Origin of the sequence: Corynebacterium sp. BD556 (assembly GCF_038452275.1) — a bacterium.
Taxonomy (GTDB): Bacteria; Actinomycetota; Actinomycetes; order Mycobacteriales; family Mycobacteriaceae; genus Corynebacterium; species Corynebacterium mayonis.
On record NZ_CP141643.1, the window covers coordinates 1,933,297 to 1,955,054 of the forward strand.

Annotated in this window: 21 protein-coding genes and 2 tRNA genes; 14 read left to right on the top strand and 9 right to left on the bottom strand. The window is 59.3% G+C overall.

Annotated features, from left to right (window positions below):
- The first annotated feature begins 487 nt into the window (after window positions 1-487).
- The 5 genes from dnaN (at window position 488) to VLL26_RS09030 (ending at window position 6,532) form a co-directional block, all read left to right on the top strand.
- Window positions 488-1,681 (top strand): DNA polymerase III subunit beta, encoded by a 1,194-nt coding sequence (dnaN, locus tag VLL26_RS09010; protein ID WP_342318749.1) that lies wholly within the window; start codon window positions 488-490, stop codon window positions 1,679-1,681.
- A 15-nt stretch (window positions 1,682-1,696) separates the two neighbouring features.
- The gene (gene recF, locus VLL26_RS09015; protein WP_342318750.1) at window positions 1,697-2,854 is read left to right on the top strand and encodes a DNA replication/repair protein RecF; all 1,158 of its coding nucleotides are present in this window, start codon (window positions 1,697-1,699) and stop codon (window positions 2,852-2,854) included.
- Window positions 2,832-3,452, top strand: coding sequence for a DciA family protein (locus VLL26_RS09020; RefSeq protein ID WP_342318751.1), 621 nt, complete (start codon window positions 2,832-2,834; stop codon window positions 3,450-3,452). The genes recF and VLL26_RS09020 overlap by 23 nt, the downstream gene beginning before the upstream one ends.
- Window positions 3,453-3,585: 133 nt before the next feature.
- The gene (gyrB, locus tag VLL26_RS09025; protein ID WP_342318752.1) at window positions 3,586-5,649 is read left to right on the top strand and encodes a DNA topoisomerase (ATP-hydrolyzing) subunit B; all 2,064 of its coding nucleotides are present in this window, start codon (window positions 3,586-3,588) and stop codon (window positions 5,647-5,649) included.
- Between the two features lie 25 nt (window positions 5,650-5,674).
- On the top strand, window positions 5,675-6,532 hold the full coding sequence (locus VLL26_RS09030) for an alpha/beta fold hydrolase (protein ID WP_342318753.1): 858 nt from the start codon (window positions 5,675-5,677) through the stop codon (window positions 6,530-6,532).
- On the opposite strand, the gene VLL26_RS09035 is transcribed toward VLL26_RS09030, so the two are convergent.
- The 5 genes from VLL26_RS09035 to VLL26_RS09055 all read right to left on the bottom strand — a co-directional run bounded on the left by VLL26_RS09035 (window position 6,529) and on the right by VLL26_RS09055 (window position 8,769).
- Window positions 6,529-6,966 (bottom strand): DUF6918 family protein, encoded by a 438-nt coding sequence (locus VLL26_RS09035; RefSeq protein WP_342318754.1) that lies wholly within the window; start codon window positions 6,964-6,966, stop codon window positions 6,529-6,531. The genes VLL26_RS09030 and VLL26_RS09035 overlap by 4 nt on opposite strands.
- Window positions 6,967-7,215: 249 nt before the next feature.
- Entirely contained in the window at window positions 7,216-7,584 is a 369-nt protein-coding gene (locus VLL26_RS09040; RefSeq protein ID WP_342318755.1) for a hypothetical protein, read from the bottom strand.
- Window positions 7,585-7,833: 249 nt separating this feature from the next.
- Window positions 7,834-8,190, bottom strand: a complete 357-nt coding sequence (locus VLL26_RS09045) for a hypothetical protein (protein ID WP_342318756.1) — start codon at window positions 8,188-8,190, stop codon at window positions 7,834-7,836.
- Between the two features lie 97 nt (window positions 8,191-8,287).
- Complete coding sequence (locus tag VLL26_RS09050; protein ID WP_342318757.1) at window positions 8,288-8,557, bottom strand: TetR family transcriptional regulator; 270 nt, start codon at window positions 8,555-8,557, stop codon at window positions 8,288-8,290.
- A complete protein-coding gene (locus tag VLL26_RS09055) occupies window positions 8,554-8,769 on the bottom strand; it encodes a CopG family transcriptional regulator (RefSeq protein ID WP_342318758.1) in 216 nt (71 codons plus the stop codon). The genes VLL26_RS09050 and VLL26_RS09055 overlap by 4 nt, the downstream gene beginning before the upstream one ends.
- Before the next feature lie 80 nt (window positions 8,770-8,849).
- Here VLL26_RS09055 and gyrA point away from each other — a divergent pair, with 80 nt between their 5' ends.
- The 4 genes from gyrA (at window position 8,850) to VLL26_RS09075 (ending at window position 12,014) form a co-directional block, all read left to right on the top strand.
- Complete coding sequence (gene gyrA, locus VLL26_RS09060) at window positions 8,850-11,420, top strand: DNA gyrase subunit A (RefSeq protein WP_342318759.1); 2,571 nt, start codon at window positions 8,850-8,852, stop codon at window positions 11,418-11,420.
- Window positions 11,421-11,423: 3 nt separating this feature from the next.
- Entirely contained in the window at window positions 11,424-11,768 is a 345-nt protein-coding gene (locus VLL26_RS09065; protein WP_342318760.1) for a DUF3566 domain-containing protein, read from the top strand.
- Between the two features lie 95 nt (window positions 11,769-11,863).
- Window positions 11,864-11,940, top strand: a tRNA-Ile gene (locus VLL26_RS09070).
- A 1-nt stretch (window position 11,941) separates the two neighbouring features.
- Window positions 11,942-12,014: transfer RNA gene (locus tag VLL26_RS09075), tRNA-Ala, on the top strand.
- Window positions 12,015-12,159: 145 nt separating this feature from the next.
- Here VLL26_RS09075 and VLL26_RS09080 read toward each other — a convergent pair.
- The 3 genes from VLL26_RS09080 to VLL26_RS09090 all read right to left on the bottom strand — a co-directional run bounded on the left by VLL26_RS09080 (window position 12,160) and on the right by VLL26_RS09090 (window position 15,413).
- On the bottom strand, window positions 12,160-13,350 hold the full coding sequence (locus VLL26_RS09080; protein WP_425292265.1) for an IS1249 family transposase: 1,191 nt from the start codon (window positions 13,348-13,350) through the stop codon (window positions 12,160-12,162).
- Between the two features lie 302 nt (window positions 13,351-13,652).
- On the bottom strand, window positions 13,653-14,783 hold the full coding sequence (locus tag VLL26_RS09085; protein WP_342318762.1) for a YhgE/Pip family protein: 1,131 nt from the start codon (window positions 14,781-14,783) through the stop codon (window positions 13,653-13,655).
- Window positions 14,784-14,957: 174 nt separating this feature from the next.
- On the bottom strand, window positions 14,958-15,413 hold the full coding sequence (locus tag VLL26_RS09090; RefSeq protein WP_342318763.1) for a hypothetical protein: 456 nt from the start codon (window positions 15,411-15,413) through the stop codon (window positions 14,958-14,960).
- 37 nt (window positions 15,414-15,450) lie between these two features.
- Between VLL26_RS09090 and VLL26_RS09095 the strand changes: the two genes are divergently transcribed.
- Window positions 15,451-15,672, top strand: a complete 222-nt coding sequence (locus tag VLL26_RS09095) for a hypothetical protein (RefSeq protein ID WP_342318764.1) — start codon at window positions 15,451-15,453, stop codon at window positions 15,670-15,672.
- Between the two features lie 12 nt (window positions 15,673-15,684).
- On the opposite strand, the gene VLL26_RS09100 is transcribed toward VLL26_RS09095, so the two are convergent.
- A complete protein-coding gene (locus VLL26_RS09100) occupies window positions 15,685-16,365 on the bottom strand; it encodes a hypothetical protein (RefSeq protein ID WP_342318765.1) in 681 nt (226 codons plus the stop codon).
- Between the two features lie 284 nt (window positions 16,366-16,649).
- Between VLL26_RS09100 and VLL26_RS09105 the strand changes: the two genes are divergently transcribed.
- The 4 genes from VLL26_RS09105 (at window position 16,650) to VLL26_RS09120 (ending at window position 21,430) form a co-directional block, all read left to right on the top strand.
- Window positions 16,650-17,645, top strand: a complete 996-nt coding sequence (locus VLL26_RS09105; protein WP_342318766.1) for a methylenetetrahydrofolate reductase — start codon at window positions 16,650-16,652, stop codon at window positions 17,643-17,645.
- A gap of 32 nt (window positions 17,646-17,677) precedes the next feature.
- Window positions 17,678-19,930 carry a 5-methyltetrahydropteroyltriglutamate--homocysteine S-methyltransferase gene (metE, locus tag VLL26_RS09110; RefSeq protein ID WP_342318767.1) on the top strand — a complete coding sequence of 751 codons (2,253 nt, stop codon included), beginning with the start codon at window positions 17,678-17,680 and terminating at the stop codon, window positions 19,928-19,930.
- 197 nt (window positions 19,931-20,127) lie between these two features.
- Window positions 20,128-20,649, top strand: a complete 522-nt coding sequence (locus tag VLL26_RS09115; protein WP_342318768.1) for a peptidylprolyl isomerase — start codon at window positions 20,128-20,130, stop codon at window positions 20,647-20,649.
- Window positions 20,650-20,719: 70 nt separating this feature from the next.
- Entirely contained in the window at window positions 20,720-21,430 is a 711-nt protein-coding gene (locus tag VLL26_RS09120) for a rhomboid family intramembrane serine protease (RefSeq protein WP_342318769.1), read from the top strand.
- Window positions 21,431-21,758 lie beyond the last annotated feature (328 nt).

Below are 21,758 nucleotides of genomic sequence, written 5' to 3' on the forward strand. Positions count from 1 at the left end.
AAACACAGTGTGGTTCAACTCACTTTTTCATCCCTTGTGGACAAGGCGAGAAAAACTGTGGCTTAGCGGTGGAAAAGAGACAAGGAACTGGGGACAAGAAACTACCCGAAAAAGTTATCCACAGCACGCACTGTTTATCCACACCTTTTCCACATCCTTGATCACAGCGCCGTTGCACGCAGCGACCACGAAAAACTACTCGTCATCCACAGATTGCACAGGACCTACTGTCTTTGCCATCTATTTACTTGTAATTCATTGAAGAGAAAGAGAGCGTGTGCACAACCTCGCCGACCTCCGCGCGGCGGCTAAAGGGGGTGATGCAGAAAGGGAGCTGGCACAAATGACAAAAAGAGGGCCCTGCGCCTATGGTTAAGGGAAAATTACGTGATTCGGCTACCGCGGGAAGCTTTTCAATACCGAAGGCTTGGAACGCCGAATCACACATCGAAAAACCCTCAGAAGTGCTAAGGAGCCGCCCACCGCTATGGATGACAATCGTGTGTCATTTCGCGTCCACAAGGATGATCTCTCCAACGCCGTAGCGTGGGTCGCCCGGAGCCTGCCCACCAAAAACACGCAACCAGTCCTGCGCGCCGTCGTCATCACCGTCGACGACGCAGGCCTTGAGTTCGCCGGCTTCGACTACGAAATCTCCTCCCGCGTAAGAATCGGTGCCGAAGTCGACCAACCAGGACGCATCGCAGTCGCCGGCAAGTTACTTTCTGACATCGTGGCCAACATGCCCAACAAGCCGGTCGAAGTTTCCACCGACGGCTCCAAAATGTTGTTGCAGGGAGGATCCGCCCGCTTCGAACTGCCGCTGATGCCTCTCGACGATTACCCGCAACTGCCTAACCTTCCCGAGGTCACAGGCACCCTATCCCCAGCCGACTTCGTGGGCGCTGTCACCCAGGTCGCTTCCGCCGCAGGCCGCGACGACACCTTGCCCATGCTGACCGGCATCCACATGGAAATCGACGGATCCTCCATGCAACTGACCGCCACCGACCGCTTCCGCCTCGCGCTGCGCACAATTTCCTGGCAGCCCCGCTCCGAGGCAATCCAAGCCAAGCTGCTCGTCCCAGCGAAAACCCTGCTGGACAACGCGCGCACCCTTGACACACAAATCGACAACCCCGTGGAAATCGCCGTCGGCGGCGCCGACAACATCGGCGGTGAAGGACTATTCGGCCTGCACTCCGGCAACCGCGAAACCACAACTCGCATGTTGGACGCCGACTTCCCGAATATCCAGCCGCTGCTGCCCAAGTCACACACCTCCATGGCCAGCGTCACCATCGCACCACTCGTCGAAGCGATCCGCCGCGTGAGCCTGGTCGCTGACCGCAACGCCCAAATCCGCATGCACTTCAACGAAGGTGAAGTCACCCTCTACGCCTCCGGCGCGGACTCCGGCGAAGCCACCGAAAAGGTGCCGGCTGAGTACCACAGCGCCGCCGGCGAAGAATTGGTCATCGCCTTTAACTCCGGCTACCTCAAAGACGGCCTGGCGGCCATCCCGACCGAAAAGGTTGTTTTTGGGTTCACGGAGTCCTCACGCCCGGCCATTATGATTCCGCAACCGCAGCAGCTTCCCGAGCTCGGAGCTGATGGTACTTTCCCCACCCCCGAGACTGACTTCACTTACCTGCTTATGCCGGTGCGCCTGCCCGGATAAAAAACCTGCACTGACGTGTATCTCCGCGACCTGAACCTACGTGATTTTCGCTCCTGGCCTGAACTTAGCGTTGAGCTAAGCCAAGGGGTCACGGTTTTTTCTGGGCGCAACGGTCACGGCAAAACCAACATTGTCGAGGCGGTGCGCTACAGCTCAACTCTGGCCAGCCACCGCGTTTCTCACGACGCTCCGCTTATCCGCGTCGGGGCCAATGACGCACGCATCTCGGCAACAACTGTCAATGAGGGACGTGAGTTGACCACCCACCTCTTAATCAAGGCAAACGGGGCGAACCAAGCCCAGATCAACCGGACCCGGTTGCGCACCGCGCGGGAGTTGCTGGGAGTTTTGCGCACTGTGATGTTCTCGCCCGAGGATCTACGGCTCGTCAACGGCGAGCCCGCCGAGCGGCGTCGCTTCCTCGACGAACTCGCCGCCGCGCGCACCCCGCGTTTGGGCGCGATTAAATCCGACTATGACAAAGTGTTGCGCCAGCGCAACGCGCTTTTGCGCGGTTTGGCCTCTCACCTGCGCCGCGGCTACGGCGACGCCAGCGGCGAATCCGCCCTGAGCACCTTGGACACGTGGGATACGCAGCTTTCACATCTCGGCGCGCAAGTCATCGTGGGCCGCTTGCAGCTTCTCGACGCCCTCAGCAACCACATCACCGAGGCTTATTTTTCCGTCGCCCCCGAATCTCGCCAGGCGAGTGCTCACTACAGCTCCACCGTGGAGCTTTTCGAGAAAGATAATCGTGACCCCGCCGTCATCGAAGCCGGGATGTTAGTTGAACTGGGCAGACGGCGCACCGAGGAGATTGACCGCGGCACCACACTCGTGGGGCCGCACCGTGATGACCTCGTGCTCACACTCGGCGAGCAGCCCGCCAAAGGCTACGCCAGCCACGGCGAAACTTGGTCTTTTGCACTGGCTTTACACCTTGCCGAATACGCCTTGTTGGCCTCCGAAGGCACCGACCCGGTGCTCATTCTCGATGATGTTTTTGCTGAGCTAGACACCAAACGCCGCGAACGCCTCGTCGGTGTGGCACAGGAAGCGCAGCAAGTAATCATCACCGCGGCCGTTGGAGACGACCTGCCCGACAACCTTGACGACGCAGTCACCGGCGCACACCAAGTGGTCATGGAAGATGGGGTATCTCGCCTTGAGTGACCTCATCAAGCAGACCTTCGATAACGTCCGCGCCACGGCCAGAAAACGTGGAGGAAAGGTGCCCGACCTGTCCAGCCAGGGCCGCAGCGTTATCCCCAGGCGAAGTGCGGTGACGTCTGTGGGACAGGCAAGCAAGGCGGCGTCGATAAGCGTGCCCGGCCTCGACCTTGACTTTAGCCCAGAGCGGCGCTGGCACGGCCTCGGAAAACCCACCGGCCCCGATGGGCGCCCGCTGCGGCGCGGCTACCAAATCAAGGCTTTCGGTGCGTTGGTGCGCCGCGAAATCCAGCAACGCGACTGGACTGAAAACATGGCCTACGGCTGGGTGATGGGCAACTGGTCAGTTCTCGTCGGTGAGAAGATCGCGCAGCACACCACAGTGGAAATGATCAAAGAGGGAGAAGTTTTTATTTCCTGCGACCAGACCGCCTGGGCGACGCAACTCAAATATATGCAGAGCACCGTGCTGGCTGAGATAGCAAAGAAAATTGGGCCCGATGTGATTACTAAGCTGCATGTTTTCCCGCCAAAGACGAAAAGCTGGCGCTATGGGCCGTTGCACGTCAAAGGCCGGGGACCACGCGACACCTACGGCTAAAAAAGGGCCACCCTCAAAAACGCGCGAGAAACGCCTTCTCGCTGGAGTTGCACGTCACCTGGGTCCCACCGGCGGGGTGTAGGATAGGACGGGTTAAAGCCCAATTAAAGCCTTGGAGGAGAGTCCGTCAATCGTGGCTACCAATGAACCGCACTATGATGCGTCATCGATCACTATTCTCGAGGGGCTCGAGGCCGTTCGCAAACGCCCAGGCATGTATATCGGTTCCACCGGTTCGCGCGGGCTGCACCATCTCGTGTGGGAGGTCGTCGATAACTCTGTCGACGAGGCGATGGCAGGATACGCCGACCAGATTGATGTGACGCTGCTTGCCGACGGCGGAGTGCAGGTCGTGGACAATGGCCGCGGCATCCCCGTCGAGATGCACCCCTCCGGGGCACCAACGGTCCAAGTGGTCATGACCCAACTGCACGCCGGCGGCAAATTCGACTCCGACTCCTATGCTGTCTCCGGCGGCCTCCACGGTGTGGGTATTTCCGTGGTCAATGCTTTGTCCACCCGTGTTGAGGCCGACATCAAGCGTGACGGTAAACACTGGGCGCAGCGCTTTGCCAACGCCGTCCCGGAGGAGCTTGAAGAGGGCGGCAACGCCCGCGGAACCGGCACGACGATCCGTTTTTGGCCGGATGCTGAAATTTTCGAAACGGTCGAGTTTGACTACGACATCATCTCGCGGCGTCTCCAGGAGATGGCCTTTTTGAATAAAGGGCTCACCATCACCTTGAAGGACGAGCGTGTCACCGATGAGGAACTTGAACTTGAGGCAATTGTTGAGGAAGGCGACACCGCAGCTCTAGTAGAAGGTGACTCCTTCGATGACAGCGTTGTCACCGAAGATGAAGATGACAGTGCTGAAGTCGCCCCAGCGGTGAAGAAGAAGCGGGAAAAGAAAGTTACCTACCATTATCCGAATGGTTTGATTGACTACGTCGAGCACCTGAATAGGTCCAAAACGGCGATTCATCCTTCCGTCATTGGTTTCGAAGCTAAGGGCCAAGACCACGAAGCTGAGGTGGCCATGCAGTGGAACGGCGGGTTTAAAGAATCCGTCCACACCTTTGCCAACACCATCAACACCCACGAGGGCGGCACCCACGAGGAAGGGTTCCGTGCGGCGCTGACCACCTTGATGAATCGCTACGCCCGCGAGCACCGACTGCTCAAAGACAAAGAACCGAACCTTACCGGCGATGATTGCCGCGAAGGTATTGCCGCTATCGTTTCCGTGCGTGTTGGCGAGCCGCAGTTCGAGGGCCAGACCAAAACCAAGCTCGGCAACACCGAAATCAAAGGTTTTGTCCAGCGCGTCGTCAATGAGCATCTCGCTGACTGGTTCGACGCGAATCCGGCAGAGGCGAAGGTGATCATCAACAAGGCGGTTGCTTCTTCGCAGGCCCGTCAGGCGGCCCGTAAGGCGCGCGACCTGGTGCGTCGCAAGTCCGCCAATGACATGGGAGGCCTTCCCGGCAAGTTAGCTGACTGCCGTTCAAAAGATCCGAAGCAATCCGAGCTGTTCATCGTGGAGGGTGACTCCGCGGGTGGTTCCGCCAAGCAGGGCCGAGACTCGATGTATCAGGCGATTTTGCCGTTGCGCGGAAAGATTCTCAACGTGGAGAAGGCGCGCATGGACCGCGTGTTGAAAAACGCTGAGGTTCAGGCGATCATTACCGCTCTCGGTACTGGCATCCATGACGAGTTTGATTTGTCGAAGCTGCGCTATCACAAAATCGTCCTCATGGCCGATGCTGATGTTGATGGCCAGCACATTGCCACCTTGTTGTTGACCCTGCTTTTCCGCTTCATGCCGGAATTGATCGAACATGGTCACGTCTTTTTGGCTAATCCGCCGTTATACAAGCTCAAGTGGGCTAAGGGTGAGCCAGGTTTCGCCTTTTCAGATACTGAGCGTGACAAGGAACTTGAAAAGGGTTTGGCCGCGGGACGCAAGATCAACACTGATGACGGCATCCAGCGTTACAAGGGCCTCGGGGAAATGAACGCGGGTGAGTTGTGGGAGACGACGCTGGACCCTGAGTTTCGTATTTTGCGCCAGGTCACTCTTGAGGATGCGCAGCGGGCCGACGAGTTGTTCTCTATTTTGATGGGTGACGATGTCGCCGCGCGCCGCTCTTTCATCACCCGCAAGGCGAAGGATGTCCGTTTCCTGGATATTTAGCAACTTTTTCAAGAGGTGAATTGACATGCTCGAATCTGTCATTGATCTGCCGGATGGCTCGCAGAGCACAGTGCTGGTGTTTCGCGCGCTTGTCGACGCACCTAGCACCAAACCCCTCGTTGTTATTTGGCCCGGCTTCGGTATGGGGGCGCGCTACTTCAAGCCGATCGCCTCGTGGCTGTCCGAGCAGGGCTTTCCCGCGGTGATTGGTGAATTGCGCGGCCAAGGATCCAGCACTGCCGTTGCCTCTCGTGCCCAGCAGTGGGGTTATCACTCTATGGCCACCGAGGATTATCCCTTGACTATTTCGGCGGCGAAGAAAGCTTTGGGCCTTGAGCCTTCGCACCCGGTGGTGTTTTTGGCTCATTCCATGGGGGGCCAAATCGGGATTCTTTACCTCACCACCGCTGATGTGGAGGCAAATAATGTCCGCGGCATGATGGGTGTTGGTGCTGGCAGCCCATATTGGCGGGGTTTCGACGGTGCCCAGCGCCTCAAAATCCGCACCGGCGTGACCTTTATGGGTGCTTTCAGCCGTGTTTTTGGTTATTGGCCGGGCGGGCGTTTTGACATCGCCGGCTACGGGCGCCAATCCGGTTGGCACTTGGGAGAGTGGGCGCGTTTTTCGCGCACCAATTCGCTCGACCACGTGCGCGGAGATGATTACGCCACACGTTTGCAGGCGGTGAGCACTCCGATTTTGCTCACCCGCTTTAACAATGATGAGGATTGTCCTATCGCCTCGGCGCAGAATTTGGCGCAGCACGTGCCGGCCGCGCACCCGGTGGTGGAGGAACTGAAGGGAGATCTTGGCCATAATCGGTGGGCGCGGGAGCCGGAGATAACAGGCCGTAGACTCATCGCATTTTGCGAAGGTATTTAGCGCGCGTTGCGCTCGATGATGCCGCCGAGTTCTGGAAGCGCCGGGGCGATGATTTTGCCCACTTTGCCGCGGAGGCTGGAGTAGAGCTTTTGGATGGCGGCGGGGGCTTTGGCGCTGTTTTTGTCACCTAGAAAGAGAGCTTTCTCGGTGACTTCTTTCTCGCGGGAGGCGAGGTAGTTGCCGAATCCGGCGGAGTTTTCCGGGTCGTAGTCCTGCCAGAAAGAGCTCAATTCCTCCACGATGGACGGCAGGGCAGTGTTGACGGCTTTGGATATGGCGTCAGCGTCTGCTTTTTTGGCGACGCCGACGGCCGATTTGATGGCCATGCCGGTTAATCCTGATTGGTTGGCGATGGTGCGCTCGACAAGATCCGTCAGTTCAGAGACAACGGTCGGGCGGGTAGTGGCATTGAGGAGGGCGTTGAGGTCAGTCATTCTTCAAAGCATAACCCTAAGAGGGGCTGCGTGCGCTTGAGGTGTGAGGGCAAAACTCCAAGCTCGCAACTCCCTTCCGGACCGGTGGTGTCGGGTTGTTTGTCATTAACTCCGAAAGGTTGAACTGTTTTTAGCTTCTTGCAGTGGTGGAGGACTTATCGGCTGCGAGAATGACTCAAGGGCCTGACTCCAATGCGATGGCGGAGTCAGACCCTTGAACCTCTCACTGCTGAGAGCTAAGGCCTTGAATTAAGAAGACTGGGGAAGGTCAGGCCGAGGAATCTGGGAGAGGTCTGGCCGAGGAGCCTGGGAGAGGTCTGGCCGAGGAGCCTGGGAGAGGGTGAGGGAGTTGCCCAAGATATTCAGGGTGGTGACCACAATAGCGGAACCGATACTAAGGGCGGCGCTGATGAGTAACCAAGCAGCTCCGATCTTCATGACCTGTTCGGTTTCGTAGCGCGACAGCGGGGAGAAAGGCTGCGCGAAGTCGACGAAGCTTGGCGGAATGTCGATCCTGGAGCTCGGCTCGGGTGCGACGATCTGGGCGTTCGCAACTGGAGCGCCGGAGACGAGAAGGGCAGAGGCGGAAGCGGCGACGATGGCCTTGCGAATATTCATTTTAGCGTTCCTCACAGGGTTGTTGACTGGTTTTCACGGCCATATTAAGTGGGAACCAACGTCTGCGCAGGGTTTTATCAGAAAAAAGCAAAAAACACCCTTTTTTAGGGGTGTTTTTTTAGGTTGGGGATCTTCCGCCGCGAGTTGATCACTGCGTTTTGTATTCACAGCAGTCACTCGAACCACAACCGCAACAAAATTAACATGCGGTGCGGCATCGCGCTACTCGGGCTACCCCCGCTATACCTCCTACATTTGGAATTGCCTGAGGATGTCCTGCACGTTTGGCAACTCAAAACCGAAGTAAATCTGCGCAACATTGACGGCGAGAGCGCCAATTGCCGCGATGATACCTGCCGCGATAGCCAAAGAAAGCGGGGCAGAACCGGTGTAGGCGCTGCCCAGCGGCGTTTGAGCGGGCGGCTGCGGCACGTTCGGCGGCAAGTTGTCCTTATTGCCGGAGGAGCCGCTTGATGAGCCGGAGGACAGACCCTGCAAAACTTCACCGGCACCACCCGACTGAGCGGACACGGTAGGGGCACTAACCCCCGACAGTGAGGTCAACGATAATGCGGCGGCGAGAAAGACGGCGGGCAACTTCTTCATAGGAAACCTCTATTCCTTTCAAGGCAAAGCGATGGTTGGCTACCTACCTTATTGCCTCAGCGCGGCAAGGGATTACACAAGTGCGGTGACCTCGCCCTTAACCCACCTGCACCCAATCCCGATAGACCTCGCTGGCGACCTTTGCAAGCACGTCATTCGCCGCCGTCAGCGGTTCAAGTTTGATGATTGCCTCACCCAACTCAGTTCCCGCCGCCAGCGGGGAGTCGAAGACCGCCACGCCGTGAATCCTCGCCCCAGGCACCGCTGCGCACGCCGCGAGCGCGCCGAAGGAGCGGATCCGAACCTTGTAAACGCCGCAAATCTCATCTGCGATAGCAAGGAGCTGCTCCGGGCTGAGAGGCTTCATCGGCGACGCGCCTGACGGATGCGGGACTCAGTGGCGGCGTATTCGGCGACGCGCTGGCGGGCCAGGGAGGTCACGGTGGCGTCGTCAAGCAAGCGCGCGGCAGCGGTGACAACTGCCCGACGCGCAGCCTCCTGTTTCGAACACCCCCATGCAGAGGCCAGCAAGACAAGCGCCCTGTCCTCCTCGGCGCTCAAACGAAGTGTCATAGCCATACCACTTTGATACCACTTCAAAGCGCAGGAAAGCGTTTAAGAAGCGTTAGAATGGCCGGAGGTCAAAAGAAAGGTAATTCATGAGTGACGACACCCTCGGCGGTGACGGCTACGACCGCATCCAACCCATTGACATCAATGAGGAGATGCAGACAAGCTACATCGATTACGCAATGAGCGTGATCGTCGGCCGCGCACTGCCCGAAGTCCGCGACGGCATGAAACCCGTACACCGCCGCGTCATTTACGCGATGTACGACGCCGGGTTCCGCCCCGAACGCTCCTACGTCAAAAGCGTGAAGGCCGTCGGTGAGACGATGAGCAACTACCACCCACACGGCGACTCGGCGATCTACGACACCCTCGTGCGCATGGCCCAGCCGTGGGCGATGCGTTACCCGCTCGTTGATGGTCAGGGAAACTTCGGCTCCCCAGGCAACGACGGCCCTGCCGCCATGCGCTACACAGAGTGCAAGCTCACCCCGATCGCGATGGAGATGGTCCGCGACATCCGCGAAAACGCCGTCAACTTCTCCCCGAACTTCGACTCCAAAACGAAAGAGCCGGACGTTTTGCCCTCGCGGGTGCCGAACCTTTTGATGAACGGCTCCGGCGGCATCGCCGTCGGCATGGCCACCAACATCCCCCCGCACAACCTGCGCGAGCTGGCCGAAGCGATCTACTGGATCCTGGACAACCACGAAGCCGACGAGAAAACCACCCTCGACGCGGTCATGGAGCGCATCAAAGGACCGGATTTCCCCACGGCGGGCCTCATCGTCGGTGACCAAGGAATCAAAGACGCCTACACCACGGGCCGCGGCTCCATCCGCATGCGCGGCGTCACCGAGATCGAAGAAGTAGGCAACCGCCGAAGCATTGTCATCACCGAGCTGCCGTATCAGGTCAACCCAGACAATTTCATTTCTAATATCGCGGACCAGATCAACAACGGCAAGATGACGGGTGTCTCGCGCATCGACGACGAATCATCCGACCGCGTCGGCATGCGTATCGTGATCGTCTTGCGCCGTGACGCCGTCCCGCGCGTGGTGCTCAACAATCTGTATAAGCACTCCCAGCTTGAGACGAATTTCTCGGCCAACATGCTCTCAATTGTCGACGGCGTGCCCCGCACCCTGCGCCTCGATCAGATGCTGCGCTACTACGTCAAACATCAAATCGACGTCATTGTGCGCCGCACCCAGTTCCGCCTCGAAGACGCCGAGAAGAAGGCCCACATTCTGCGCGGCCTAGCCAAAGCCCTCGACATGCTCGACGAGGTCATCGCGCTAATTCGCCGTTCCCCGACGGTCGAGGAAGCGCGCGTCGGCCTGATCGAGCTTCTCGACGTCGACGAGATCCAAGCCGACGCCATCCTCGCCATGCAGTTGCGTCGGTTGGCTGCCCTTGAGCGCCAGAAAATCATCGACGATCTGGCAGCCATCGAAGCCCAGATTGCCGACTTCAAGGACATCTTGGCCAAACCGGAGCGCCAACGCGCGATTGTGGCAGACGAGTTGCAAGAAATCGTCGCCAAGTACGGCGATGAACGCCGCACCCAGCTTGTCGCCGCCACCGGCGATGTCACCGAAGAAGACCTCATCGCCCGCGAAAACGTCGTGGTCACCATCACCGCCACCGGTTACGCGAAACGCACCAAGGTCGACGCCTACAAATCGCAAAAACGCGGCGGCAAGGGCGTTCGCGGCGCCGAGTTGAAACAAGACGACGTGGTGAAGAACTTCTTCATCTGCTCCACCCACGACTGGATCCTCTTTTTCACCAACTTCGGCCGCGTCTACCGCCTCAAAGCCTACGAACTTCCCGAGGCAGGCCGCACAGCCCGCGGCCAACACGTCGCCAACCTGCTGGAGTTCCAGCCGGAAGAAAAGATCGCCCAGATCATCCAGATCCAGTCCTACGAGGACGCCCCCTACCTGGTCCTGGCGACGCGCGAAGGGCGCGTAAAGAAGTCCCGCCTGACCGACTACGAATCGGCACGCTCCGCCGGGCTCATAGCCATCAACCTTAACGAGGGAGACGCCCTGATCGGCGCCGTGCTTGCCAGCGAGGAAGAAGACATCCTCCTCGTCTCCGAACAAGGCCAAGCCATCAGATTCACCGCGGACGACGAGCAGTTGCGGCCCATGGGCCGCGCCACCGCCGGTGTGAAAGGCATGCGCTTCCGCGGCGACGACCAACTTCTCACCATGACCGTCGTGCGCGGCGACGAATATCTGCTTGTGGCAACCTCCGGCGGCTACGGCAAACGCACCGCCATCGCGGAATACAACGCCCAAGGCCGCGGCGGTATGGGCGTGATGACCTTCAAGTACACCCCGAAGCGGGGCAAACTCATCGGCGCAGTAGCTGTGGAAGAAGAAGACCAAATCTTCGCCATCACCTCTGCCGGCGGCGTGATTCGCACCGAGGTCAACCAGATCCGCCCATCTTCGCGCGCCACCATGGGCGTGCGCTTGGTCGACCTAGCCGAGGACGTCGAACTGCTCGCCATCGACAAAAACGTCGAAGACGAAGGCGAAGAAGAGGCAACCGCAGTGGCGAAGGGCGAAAAGACCCTGGAACAGGCCATGGAAGTGACCTCCTCTGCACCGACTTCTGGAGCCGCGGAAGACGACGAGGAGTAAAACATGGCAGCACGGAAAGTCACCATCACCTACCTGGGGCCTGTCTCGGTGTTTAAGGTGGCGTCGATCCTGGCGGTGCTGGGATTCATCGTCTGGATGATCGCGGCAACGATTGTCTACTACGGGCTGGAATCCGCCGGGATCATCGACTCCATTAACTCGCTCATCGGCGGTGTCGGAGGCAGCCAGATCGTGGACTTCCCGCTGCTGATCTCAGCGGCGGCGCTTTTCGGTTTGGTGGGTGTGGTTTTCATCTCAGTCATCGCACCCCTGACTGCCATTATTTATAATGCAGTGGCAGACCTCGTCGGTGGACTCACAATCCGCATGTCCAACCGTCAAAGATAGCGGCGTTGAATCCCCGGGAAACGGGATAGAAACTCAAACTGACCTGGCGATTTGTTAGTAATCGAGATGGTGGGTAATGTTCTATCTCGTTCCCAGGGCCTATAGCTCAGTCGGTTAGAGCGCATCGCTGATAACGATGAGGTCGCAAGTTCGATTCTTGCTAGGCCCACCATGGGGGATTAGCTCAGTTGGTAGAGCACCTGCTTTGCAAGCAGGATGTCAGGAGTTCGATTCTCCTATCCTCCACAAGTAACCGCCCGGCCGACGTGCCGGGCGGTTTGTTTTGGTGCGTGGGGTTTCGCTTCCGGCGAAGCGCCGGGGGTGGTTTTTCTGGGGTTAAGTAGCAAAAAGTGTGTCCGCTCGGCGTGTTGCGGGGCGGGCACACCGTTTGTTACTTCATGGGGCCTTTTCTGATTCCTATCGAGTGTTCGTACTCGGTTGGGATAGCGTTGTCGTAGAAGGCTGGTCGGCCTGTTTCCTGGTCGGCTTTGTTGTGGTCTTCTTCGACAAGATCGTTGACTTTGGCGAGTTGATCTTGGCCGAAATTGCACTGCCTGGCGATCTTTAATGGGTCGTCAGGCAGTTGCGTTTTCGAGTGCAGGTACCACTCGAGCATTCTGCGTTGGCGTTCCCCGGACCTGCCGCGATGCGCGTCGGCGATGCGTTTGAGCTGGGCGTTGACGCCGCCTTCCAGACTGTTTGTCGTTGAAGCCCAGCGTTGAAGCTCAAGCGCATTCGGTGGTGGCTGCAGGTAGGTAAACAGCCATCCTTTCCGTGAGAGGTGCAGCAGGGAGTTGTATGCCTTGCGAACTCGCAGATGGGTCCATTCCCACTGGTTGTTGAGTGTGCGGCGCTCTTTTGGCACGAGCGTTTTCTCATTGAGGAATGCTGTGAATACCTGTCCGAAGTCGTGCAGGCGTAGTGTCCAGTCGCGTGCTTGGTCCAAGGTGGTGATACGGGTCAATTTCAACGCCAGGGCGTAGATGGCTTTGCCGGCGTCGGTGCGTGGTCGTGATGTGGTGTAGTGGCGGATGACGCGTTGCGCATGGACGAGGCATCGTTGGATCATCGCGTTCGGCCAGCAGGCTTTAATCGCAGTAAGTGCGCCTTGTCCGCCGTCGAGGACGACGCAGAGCGGCTCAGCGATTTTGCGGAGTAGCTGCGTGTAGGCGTGGGCGGTTTCGTGTTTGGTCCAGTGCCATGCGATGACGTGGTCGTGGCTGGCTGCGACGAGCAAGCATCCGGCGGCGGTGTAGGTGCCGTCGATGAAGATCTGGTCGTAGACGCGCTGTGGGTCACCGTCGTTGGGGATGTCGATGAGCCAGAACGGTTTGAATCGGCGGTCAAGTGTCCAACGGCTTACCCCTTGTTGCTGGGCGAGTTCAGACAACGTTGCCGTGGAGGTGGCATAAGAGACGAAGGCTTTAAAGTCGCGGGCCTGCGTGCGGTCGGTGCGGGTTCGTGTCGTGGAACTGCCGCAGTTCGGGTCCTTGCATCGCCACCTGGTTGTGCCTTTAGAAGTGGTTCCGTTTTTCTTCATTTGCCCAGCGCATATCGGGCATCGTGGTCTGTTTTTACTCACCCGGAAAGCACACCAAACCCCCGTTTAGCACATGCGGGTGCCATTCCGGTGGATTGAACACTAATCGGGCGGATATAAGGTCTTGATGCTTATGTCCGCCCGATTTACCCGTTCTGATCAGTAATAATGCTGAAAGTTAGACACACTTTCTGCTACTTAACCCTTTTTCTGGGAGCTTAGGCTGATTTCACAACGTGTGCTCAACCTGCACATAAAAGTCCCCTCCGTGCTAGTGCTAGTGCTAGTGCTAGTGCTAGTTTTGGGCCTAGCTCGAAGGGGAGTGTGAAGCTGCGGAAGTGGGTTTACTTCTTTGACAGCGCCATGAGTGCAACGCCGGCGCCGGCGAGCCAGAAGTCTTTGGCCAGCGGGGTGCCGTCGTTAGTTGGGCGAATACCGTCGTTTTGGGTCATGCCTGGGGTGGCGAAGTACATGCTGAGCAAGCCGGTGGAAAAGGCGGTGAGGCCGGCGCCGACGAGACGGTTCGGCACGAAGGGCAAAAGCATGGCGGTGCCGAGGCCGAGTTCGGCGGCGGAAAGCAGTTTGGTGAAGTTTTCAGCATCCATCTGCTTGACAAAGGGCATGCTTGTCGACGCCATATTTTGCAGCCATTCGGCGGTGCCCCTGTCGGCCTTGGTTTTGGTGGCGCCGGAGTTGAGGAAGAACAGCCCGATGGGCAGGCGCAGGGAGGCGGAGGCGAGGCTAAGGCCGGATTTGCTTTCTGCTTTGTCGGCGTCGGTGTGGAAGAGTTTGAGTGGGTTCAACATTGTTGTCTCCTGCGAAGCTGATAATTGATGACGTGTCACCATCATACACTTTTGTGGGCACTGTGCAACCTTCGCCACCTCGGAGGGGCCAATGACTTTCGTCCGGATCACGCGATGGCGATACAAGGAAGCGACGGAGCTAGCCCATGAAAACACCGCCAAAAGCAGCAGGACGGCCACGGCAGTAAACAGGCGGGGGTCCGCCTCCCCCATGCCGAACAGGGCGTAGCGCATCAAGTCGACAGAAAAACGCAGCGGATCCCACGAGTGGGCCCACTGCACGAATGGCGGCTGCACTTCCGGTGGGTAGAGGCCGTTAGAGGCGACAAGTTGCAAAGACATCAGTGCCATCGTGGCCAGACGGCCCGGCGCTGGCCCGAGAAGCAAGTTAAGCGCCAGAATCACCGAAATAAACACCCAGCACACAAACCAGAGCACCCCGAACATGGCAACCGGGTGCGCCGGGTGCACACCAATGGCGACCACCTGGACGAACCACAGCAACACGGCCTGAACGAAACCAACGAAAAACGCTGGCAGCAGGGTGTTAAGCAGCGCGCGCACCGGGTGGACCCCGGAGTCGACCGCACGGCGGGAAAAGGGAGCGCAGACCATGAAGAAGGCGAAGCCGCCGATCCAGGCGGACAAGGACAAGAAGAAAGGGGACAAGCCCTTGCCAAAAAAGTCACGCCATCGCCCGTGTCGCGCTTGGTTACGGGGGTGGAAGCTACATCCGAGGCAGCTTCGAGGCGTTCGCCCTGCCAACGAGGCGCCTTCTTGGCACCTTCGCTGAGCCTGAGGGCAAGTTCGCCGGAGCCGGTGTCGAGTTCAACGAGGGCGTCGTTAATGCCGTGGAAGGCCTGTTGAGCCTGGCTTAGTTGCCCGGCCACTCCCGCGATCTTGTCCACGCCCCCTGCGACCTGGGCAGCACCCCCCGCCGAGAGTGTCGGTGCCAGCCTGCAGTTGGGTCATACCACTGGAGAGCTTGTCGGCGCCAGCGGCGTCGTCGTTGATTCCGCCATCTAATTTCACCGCGCCCTCATGAAGCTTGCCCACCCCGTCGGCGAGCTCGCCTGCGCCAAAGCTGAGCTTGTGGGCGCCCTGGGCGGCGGTGGCGGTGGCGTCGTCAAGCTTGGCTGCGCCCTCTGCGGCCTGTGCAAGACCGTCACCGAGTGTGTTGAAGCCGACGAAAAGCTGGTTCACAACCTTGCGGGAAATCGACTCGGAAATGGCGTTGCTCATCAGCGCCGAGGCCTGACCGCCCAACATCGTCGGGATGAAACCGTTCGTCTCGTTCAAAGTCACATTGAGTGTTGCCTGGTGCGGGTGCTGCGAGTTGACCTATCACCACAGTTTCGGAAAAGTCGGTGGGGATCTCCACGCCGAGGCAATAGGTGCCGTCGGCGATGCCGCGGCGGGCTTGGATCCCATCGAGATGGCCTCAGAAATCATCGTGGTGACCCGACCCTTGAACGCCACGATGAACAAGGTCTTCCCGAACGTGAAAAACCGGCTGGTCCGCCACCTTCTTGCCGCGTGGCGCCAGCCGACTTCCTAAAATGCGGTGGGATCAGTTCGTGGCACGACGCTGCTCGTCATCAAGGGTGTCCAACGTGGAAAGTTGCGCGTCAATGGAGTCAAGCAACTCCTCGTCGCGCACCGCGGGCTCCTCACCCAACGGACCGGCCGAACCGGCACGACTTTCCCGCTCATCCTCCGTAGATGTGGAGTAAACCACCGTCGCCTCGCCGCTATCCGTGCGCGAGCTCGACGGGCGGCTCGATGGGCGGCTCGATGGGCGGAAAGTCACCTTAGTCTCAGAATCACCGAGGCGATCCTTTAGGACAAAGGTGTAGATCGCCCAACCGAGGCCTCCGGCGGCGGCGAGGACAGCCACAACGGCGCCGGAGCGGCCAGCAATCTTCGTGCGTTTATCCCCCTTGGCCTCATCGCGCAGCGCCTCCAGGCGGGAGCGGCGCTGGGCAGCGGAAGCCTCGAAAGCGGCGCGTCGACGCTCAAGGCGCGCGCGGGCGTCACGGGTGAGCTCGCTGGCCTCTGAGCGGGCGGCGTCGTAGACGCCCTCAAGTTCCTTGACGTTGGCGAGGTCGTGGAGGTCGTCTACCTTGTCGTTTTTCACAGCGTCGACGACGGCATCATAAATCTCGCGTTGGCGCTTGTCGTCGAGGGAACGGAAGTAGGTCAGCGCGGAGCCGGCGCCGCGCAATGCTAGGCGCACAGACGTCAGATTCATGGGAGTTCTCCTTCGGGTCGCGTTGTCGCTCGAAATGTTTTCTTCGTTCCACCATAAGCGCTGCGGTGTTTTCATGTTGCAACACAAAAGTGAACAGAGCGGTATGTTTTTGGTGCGGGGGAGGGGAATTATATTCACAATCGTGGCGGCTTTGACCTGCTCCGATGTCGGAAATAGACAGAGTAGATTGTTTCACTTTTTCACCCTGCTTATGTTGTTTTAGAACATTGAACAGCACCGCCGGGCCCGGCGCCAATACACAATCGCCAACGAAAGGTTTCTCCATGCGTGGGAACTACCCTTCGTCGCGGTTATCCGTCTCCGCCTCGCGCGTATGCACCTCATTTCCCCTGGTCTCCGCGTCGGCCCCGCTGGATCGCCCTGACGAATACCCAACACCGCCCAAACCCAGGGCACGCACGGCTTTAAGCTTTGAACTGATCCCGCCGCGCCACGGCGCCGACACCGCAAAACTCGACGAGCTCATCACAGGGCTCGCCGCCTACGAGCCGGACTACGTCTCCGTAACATCTTCACGGCGCTCCGACTGGCTGGAAGGCACCGCCCAATTAATCACGCGCATCGCGCGCACCACCACGCTGCGCCCGATCGCCCACCTGGCCTGCACCGCCGGCACCCGCGAAGAACTACGAGTATGGATCCGCACGCTTCTCGACGCCGGGGTGCGCGGCTTTCTCGCCCTGCGCGGCGACCTCCCCGCAGGCGAAACCGAACTCCCACACGGCTACCTCCAACACGCCACCGACTTGCTTAACCTGATCCGCGACGTGGAAGAAGAAGAAACCTTCCGCCTCGCCGCCGGCAAACTCGCCTTATCGGTGGCCTGCTACCCCTTGGGCCACGCCGAGTCCCGCAACCGCGACGAGGACCTCGACGTCTTGCTGGCCAAGCAGCGCCTCGGCGCCGACTTCGCCATCACCCAACTATTCTTCGACGCCGACGACTACATCAACTTCGTCGAAACCTCACGCCTAGCGGGAGTCCGCATCCCCCTCATCCCAGGCATTATGCCCATGACCAGCCTGAAGCGTGCCCAGCGCATGGGTGAGCTCTCCGGGATCACAGTGCCGCAGCACGTGGTCGAACGATTCCATAGCGCCGCTAGCCCGGCGCAGGAATACGAAACTGGCATGGCGCTGACCGCGGAACTGACCCGCTCGATCCTCGACGCCGGTGCCGGCGGGCTGCACATCTATACGCACAACAACATCGACGTCACCCGCGACCTGCTCGACCGGGTCGGCATACCCCGGCCTTAAACCCCGCGAACACATAGTAAGGACCAAAAACGATGACCACTTTCCCCACCATTACGATTGAGGGCTACCCACGCATCGGCGCGAACCGCGAACTCAAGCACGCGCTCGAGTCGTATTGGGCAGGCCGCATCGACGCAGAAACCTTCCGCTCCACGGCCCGCGCACTGCGCATTGACACCTACAACCACCTGCGCGATCTTGGCCTGAGCGAAGACTACTCCATCCCGGCTGACGTCGCCTATTACGACCAGGTGCTCGAGACAGCGCTGACCGTTGGGCTTGTACCCGGCGGCACCGACCTCAAGGAGGAGTTCGCCCTCGCCCGCGGCACCGATACCCGCGTGCCGCTGGAGATGACCAAGTGGTTCGACACGAACTACCACTACCTGGTGCCGCAGGTCGCTGCCGGCCAAAAGATTGCACCGGCCCCCGAACGTATCGTGCGCATCGTGGAGGAGGCTCGTGAAGCCGGCCACGTCGTGCGCCCCTTCCTCGTCGGCCCCGTGACGCTTCTGGCTCTGTCAAAACCTGCCGAATGGACACTTTTGGACACGCTCGTTAGCGCTTACGCAAGCGTTTTGGCGGCCCTGAAAGACGCTGGCGTCGAGTGGGTCCAGATCACCGAACCCGCAGTGGTCGCTGACTTGGAAACACCCGACGCACAGCTTGCTAACTACCTGCGCGAAGCCTGGTCTGCCCTCTTGGCCAGCGACAATCGCCCGAAGGTGTACTTAACCACCCCGTATGGTGCGGCGCGGAAATCTCTCGACGTGCTGGGTGAGCTTGCTCCTGAAGCCCTGCATGTCGACCTCGCCCCATGGACGCTGGACACCGATCCTGACTACCCGCGTCGCGTGGCTGCAGCCATTCCCGCCAACGTCCACCTGGTTGCCGGGCTTATCGACGGGCGCAACGTCTGGGCCGCCAACCTGCGCGAGCGCACCGAAGTCCTGGGCGCGTTGGGCCGCGACGCCGTGTCCATCTCCACCTCGACGTCTTTGCAGCACGTGCCCCACACACTCAACGCGGAGCGCAACCTGCCCGTTGAGGTTGCGCCGTGGCTGTCTTTCGCCGATGAGAAAATCGTCGAGGTCGCGGCACTTGCCGCCGGCGAAGAAAACGCCGTGGAGGCTTTCGCCCAATCAGACCGGGCGGTGCGTACACGCAGGGAGTCAACCACGATTCACAACGGTGAGGTTGCCGGGCGCGTCAAGGAGTTGCCCGCCGGCGCGGTGAAGCGCGAACCGGCCTTCGGTGAGCGCCAACGTCTCCAGCACGAGGAACTTGGCCTGCCGAAGCTGCCGACAACCACCATCGGTTCTTTCCCCCAAACTCAGGAGATCCGCAAGGCGCGCGCCGACCACAAAGCTGGCACCCTCACCGACGAGCAATACCGCGATGCGCTCAAAACCGAGATCAAAAACGTCATTGAGCTGCAAGAAGATATCGGACTTGACGTGCTTGTCCATGGTGAAGCCGAGCGCAATGACATGGTGCAGTACTTCGCTGAGCTTCTTAACGGTTTCGTTGTTACCGAAAACGGGTGGGTTCAGTCTTACGGTTCCCGCTGCACACGTCCTCCCATCGTCGTCGGAGACGTCTCTCGCCCCGCACCGATGACCGTCGAATGGGCGAAGTATGCCCAGTCGCTATCTGACAAGCCGGTCAAGGGCATGCTGACTGGCCCCGTAACAATTTTGGCCTGGTCATTCAAGCGCGACGACGTGCCGCTGGCTGTCTCCGCCGACCAGATCGCCCTCGCGCTCGCCGACGAGGTCCGCGACCTTGAACAGGCTGGCATCAACGTCATCCAGATTGATGAGCCCGCCCTGCGCGAACTGCTGCCACTTCGCGCCGATGAGCGTCCCGCTTACCTTGACTGGGCTGTGCGGGCCTTCCGCCTGGTTTCCCTTCAGGCGCGCCCCACCACCCAGATTCACACGCACCTGTGTTACTCCGAGTTCGGCCAGATCATCGACGCTGTCGCCGGCTTGGATGCGGACGTGACCTCCATTGAGGCCGCTCGTTCCCGGATGGAACTGCTCGAGGATTTGGATGATTCCTTCCACTCCGAAATTGGCCCCGGCGTGTGGGATATCCACTCTCCGCGCGTGCCCTCGCAAGGGGAAATCGCTGATCTGTTGCGCGCCGCTTTGGTCAACGTCGCTGCCGGTCACCTGTGGGTCAACCCCGATTGTGGCCTGAAGACTCGCGGCTACGCCGAGGTCGAACCTTCGCTTCGCAACTTGGTCGCGGCCCGCGATGAGGTGGTCGCTGGGCTGTAGGTCAAAGCCGGTACCTCGTGGCTGGGCTAAATGTTTGTTAGTGGATGTTAGTCAGTCGAGTAGAAGCCAAGGTGCAGCGGCAGTTTACTCGACTGACTAACATCCACTAACTCACATTTAGCGATTCCCACGCTGAAAACCCTCTCAATAGGCAGCGCCGCAACAGGACCGCTGGGAAACCGCGTATCCTGTGCAGCATGACTTTGAAGACTCAGACTGCAATTCTGCACACGAACCACGGTGACATCACCATTGAACTTTTCGGCAACCACGCTCCGCAGACGGTGGATAACTTCGTCGGCCTGGCCACCGGCGAGCGTGACTACTCCTCCAAGAACGCATCCGGCGCCAACGAGGGTCCGTTCTACGACGGTGCGATTTTCCACCGCGTCATCCCGGGTTTCATGATTCAGGGCGGCGACCCGACCGGCACGGGCATGGGTGGCCCGGGCTACCAGTTCGCTGACGAGTTCCACCCGGAGCTGCAGTTTGACCGCCCGTTCCTGCTGGCCATGGCGAATGCGGGTCCGGGCACGAACGGATCCCAGTTCTTCATCACCACGGAAAAGACCCCGCACCTGAATAATCGCCACACGATCTTCGGTGAGGTCACGGATGCGGAGTCGCAGAAGGTTGTCGTGGCGATTTCCGAGGTTGCCACCGACCGCATGGATCGGCCTCACGATGATGTTGTCATTGAAAGTGTTGAGATCCAATAAGGGTTATTGAAACGCTTGTACCCCCCGTCGCCGAGCAGTGCGATTGGGGGGTTTCGTATCTGGGAAAGAAATGAACGTCACACAGCTTTATTACCGTGCCCCTGTCACGACGATGGTCAGTGCCATGTGTTTGGGGGTTTTCGTTTTGACGGCGTTGCAGTCGCGCTCGCTTTCCAACGTTATCTGGGGTTCCCGCCTGGGCACCCAGATGGTGCTGTACGGCCCCTTCGTTGCTGATGAGACTTTTGGGTGGTTGAGGGTTGTATCTGCTGGTTTTTTGCATGTGGATCTGACGCACCTTGCGGTTAACCTGTTCATGCTCGCGTTGATTGGCACGGAGGTGGAGCGTTTCATCGGCTCTGGGCCTTATGCGGTGGTTTTTGCTGCGGGGCTTGTGGGTTCTTCGCTCAGTGTGCTCGCGATGAATTTCCAGACGCCGACGGCGGGGGCGTCGGGGGCTGTGTACGCATTGATGGCGGTGCTTCTCGCCGTTGCTTATCGACGTCACACTGACCTGCGTGCCCCCTTCGCCCTTATTGCTTTGAATATAGTGTTTACCCTGGTCAGCCCTGGTGTGAGTTTGTGGGGTCATGTTGGTGGTTTGGTGGCGGGTTTGGTGGTGGCGTTGCCGGTGACGTCGACAGGCAAGAAGGCGCGCTACGTGGGTCCTGTGTTGGTGCTCCTTGTTGCTGCGGTGGGAGTGTTGTTGGAGTTATCCACGGGTTATCCCCAGTTGCTCGTTTCGGGGATTGTCCACAGTAGTTGTCCACATTGTGGATAACTACACTCGTGTAATTCAGCGAACGGATGCGCGAGCTGGGACGCTACACAGGCATATAACCATTGTTTTTGCAGCATGGCCTCGCTCATCGTTCGACTGTGGGAAAGTAGTTCACAGAGTTATCCACAGGTGGGGATAAAAGGTAACTCCACTGTCAGCTCCACACCCTGTGGACAACTTTTTCCCAAGGGTTAAAACACACACCCTGCCCACAAAAAGGGCTTTCCGCCAACGTGGTTGAAACTGTCGCGCAAACGCGGCGGCGTTTCAGAAGCAAAAAAGCGCCCCCTGTTCAACAGGAGACGCTTTTGAGGCGATCGGTGAGGCG